At 67.1% G+C, this 2880-nt stretch carries 3 protein-coding genes; all 3 read left to right on the forward strand.

Translation table 11 applies throughout. The features are described from left to right. On the forward strand, positions 1-1245 hold a 1245-nt coding region (locus E9536_RS41040), incomplete at its 5' end, for an MFS transporter (RefSeq protein WP_247873613.1). 49 nt (positions 1246-1294) lie between these two features. After that, entirely contained in the window at positions 1295-1687 is a 393-nt protein-coding gene (locus E9536_RS41045; protein WP_136473325.1) for a VOC family protein, read from the forward strand. Between the two features lie 60 nt (positions 1688-1747). Further along, positions 1748-2880 (forward strand): citrate/2-methylcitrate synthase (locus E9536_RS41050; RefSeq protein WP_136473327.1); only part of this gene is annotated, 1133 nt, incomplete at its 3' end.

Here is a 2880-nt window from a genome sequence, read left to right on the forward strand (position 1 = left end):
CGGGTGCGCTACGGCGTACTGTCGATGCTGCTCGTGGCCACGGTCCTCAACTACGTCGACCGCTCGGCGCTCGGTATCGTCGCGCCCGCGCTATCGAAGGATCTCGCGCTCACGCGTGTGCAGATGGGCGAGCTGTTCGCCGTGTTTGGCCTCGCCTACTCCATCGCGCTGCTGCCGGCGGGCGTGCTCGCCGACATGCTCGGCTCGCGCGTCGCATATGCGCTGTCGCTCGTCGGCTGGTCGCTGGCCACGCTCACGCAAGGGCTCGCGCACGGCTACCACATGCTGCTCGGTTCGCGACTGGCGATGGGCGCGCTCGAGGCGCCCGCGTTTCCGTCGAATGCGCGCTCGGTGACGATGTGGTTCCCGGTCCAGGAGCGCGGCTTCGCGACGAGCGTATATGTGATGGGCCAGTACATCGGCACACCGCTCTTCACCGGGCTGCTGCTGTGGATCTCGTCGGCGTTCGGCTGGCGTACCGTGTTCTTTGCAACCGGCGCATTCGGCATCCTGTTCAGCGTCGTCTGGTACCGGCTCTATCGCGATCCGTCGCGCCATCCGCGGGTCAACGCGGCCGAGCTACAGTACATCACCGAAGGGCAGCCGGTGGTGACCGCGCGCGATCGATTCGACTGGCGCATGGCGCTGCGCCTGCTCGGCTACCGGCAGATTCTCGCGATCTGTCTCGGCAAGTTCTGCAACAACACGCTGCTGGTGTTCTTCACGACCTGGTTCATGACCTACCTGGTCGAGGAACGGCACATGTCGATGATCAAGGTCGGCTTCTTCCAGGCGATGCCGTTCATCGGCGCGACGCTCGGGATCCTGATCGCCGGCTATCTGTCCGATCTCTGCATCCGGCGCGGCGTTTCGATGTCGTCGTCGCGCAAGGCGCCGCTCGTGATCGGCACCTTCCTCGGCGCATCGATCGTGCTCGTCAACTTCGTGCAGTCGAACGCGCTGGTGATCGCGATCCTGACCGTCGCGTTCTTCGCACAGGGAATCGGTTCGATGTCGTGGGCGGCCGTGTCCGAGATCGCGCCGAAACGCTATGTCGGGCTCACCAGCAGCATCACGAGCCTCGCCGCGAACATCGCGGCCGTCACCACGCCGCTGATGATCGGCTACGTGACGCAGCGCACCGGCAACTTCTTCTGGGCGCTGAACCTGATGGGTGCGATCTGCCTCGTCGGCACGCTGTCGTACTCGGTGCTGCTCGGCAAGCTGTCGCGTATCGAGCTCTGACCCCGTTCGCCCCCCCTTTTACGCTCCACTGCATGTGCCGCACACGACCATGATCGAATTCAAATGGGATCACCTGCAACTCTGCTCGGCTGATGCCGAAGCCACCGCCGCGTGGTTTGCGCGCTGCCTGAACGCCGAAATCGTACGGCACCCCGGCCGCGTCGACCTGCGAATCGGCGCCATCAATCTTTTCATCACGGCGTTGCCGGACGCGCGTCCGGCGATCGTGCCGGACGGCGCGCGCATGCAAGGGATCGACCACTTCGGCGTGCTGGTCGAGGATCTGGATGCGGCCTACGCGCATCTGGTCGACAACGGCGCCGAGATCGTCCAGCCCGTCACGCGGATCCGCGCCGGTGTGCGCGGCTGTTTCGTGCGCGCGCCCGGCGACATCCTCGTCGAGGTGCTCGAGCGGCGCCCTGCCGAGATGACATTCAACTGAACCCGGTCTATAGTCGGCGCAAGCGGCCGCGCACCGGCCGCATCCTCATCACCACTCCCCATGCAGAACTGGATCACCCTGACGGAAGCGGCGCGGCGGCTCGGCGTGCGGGCGCAGACCGTCTATGCGTACGCGAGCCGCGGCAGCATTGCCGTGATGCAGGATCCCGACGATCCGCGCAAGAGCCTGTATCGTGCCGAGGACGTCGTCGCGCTGTGCCGCAAGAAACAGGTCGGCCGCAAGCGTGCGGCGCTCGCGGCCAGCACGATCTTCGGCGCCGAGCCGTGCATCTACAGCGGCATCACCACATTCTCGATGGGCCGCGCGTGGTATCGCGGCCGCGACAGCATTGAACTCGCCGATACCGCGACGCTCGAGGAAACGGCTGCGCTGCTCTGGCAGGCCACCGCGCCCGTGTCGTTCGACGCGCCGGCGATCGCGCTGCCGCCCGGCGAGCGCGACCGGCAATGCGCGTTCACGATGCTCGCGACGCTGGCCGCACACGGCCATTCGACGCTCGGCCGGCTCAACAGCGCGCTGCACATCGAGGCCGGGCAGCTCGTCGCGATCGTGTCGCGTGCATTCGGCGCACATGACGATGCCGGCGTAAGCCCGCGCTGCACCCATCAGCGACTCGCGGCCGGCTGGGGCCTCGACAGCCATGGCGCAGACCTGCTGCGCCGCGCGATGGTGCTGGTCGCCGATCATGAGATCACGAGTTCGGCATTCGCCGCACGCATCACAGCATCGACCGGCGCGTCGTTGGCAGGCTGCCTGCTGACGGGGCTCGCGACGTTGTCGGGTCCGCTGCACGGTGACGCGTCGGGACGCGTGCGCGCGGTGTTCGACGACGTGCAACGATTGGGTGCCGAGCGCGTCGTCGATCATCACCTGAAGTCCGCGATCCCGATTCCCGGTTTCGGTCATCATCTTTACCCCGACGGCGATCCGCGCGCGGCCGCGCTGCTTGCGCGGCTCGATCCGCCGGCGGAACTCGCGCACTTCGTCGACAAGGTCACGACGCTCACCGGCCAGCGGCCGACCATCGATGTCGCGCTCGCGATGCTGTCGGTGCAGCTTCAGTTGCCGCGCGATGCGGCGTTCGGGCTGTTCTCGATCGCGCGCAGTGCCGGGCTGCTCGCCCACTGCATCGAGCAGTTGCGCGTCGGCAAGGTGATCCGGCCGCGCAGCCG

It is taken from the genome of Burkholderia sp. LS-044 (assembly GCF_004803625.1).
GTDB classification, from domain to species: Bacteria; Pseudomonadota; Gammaproteobacteria; order Burkholderiales; family Burkholderiaceae; genus Burkholderia; species Burkholderia cepacia.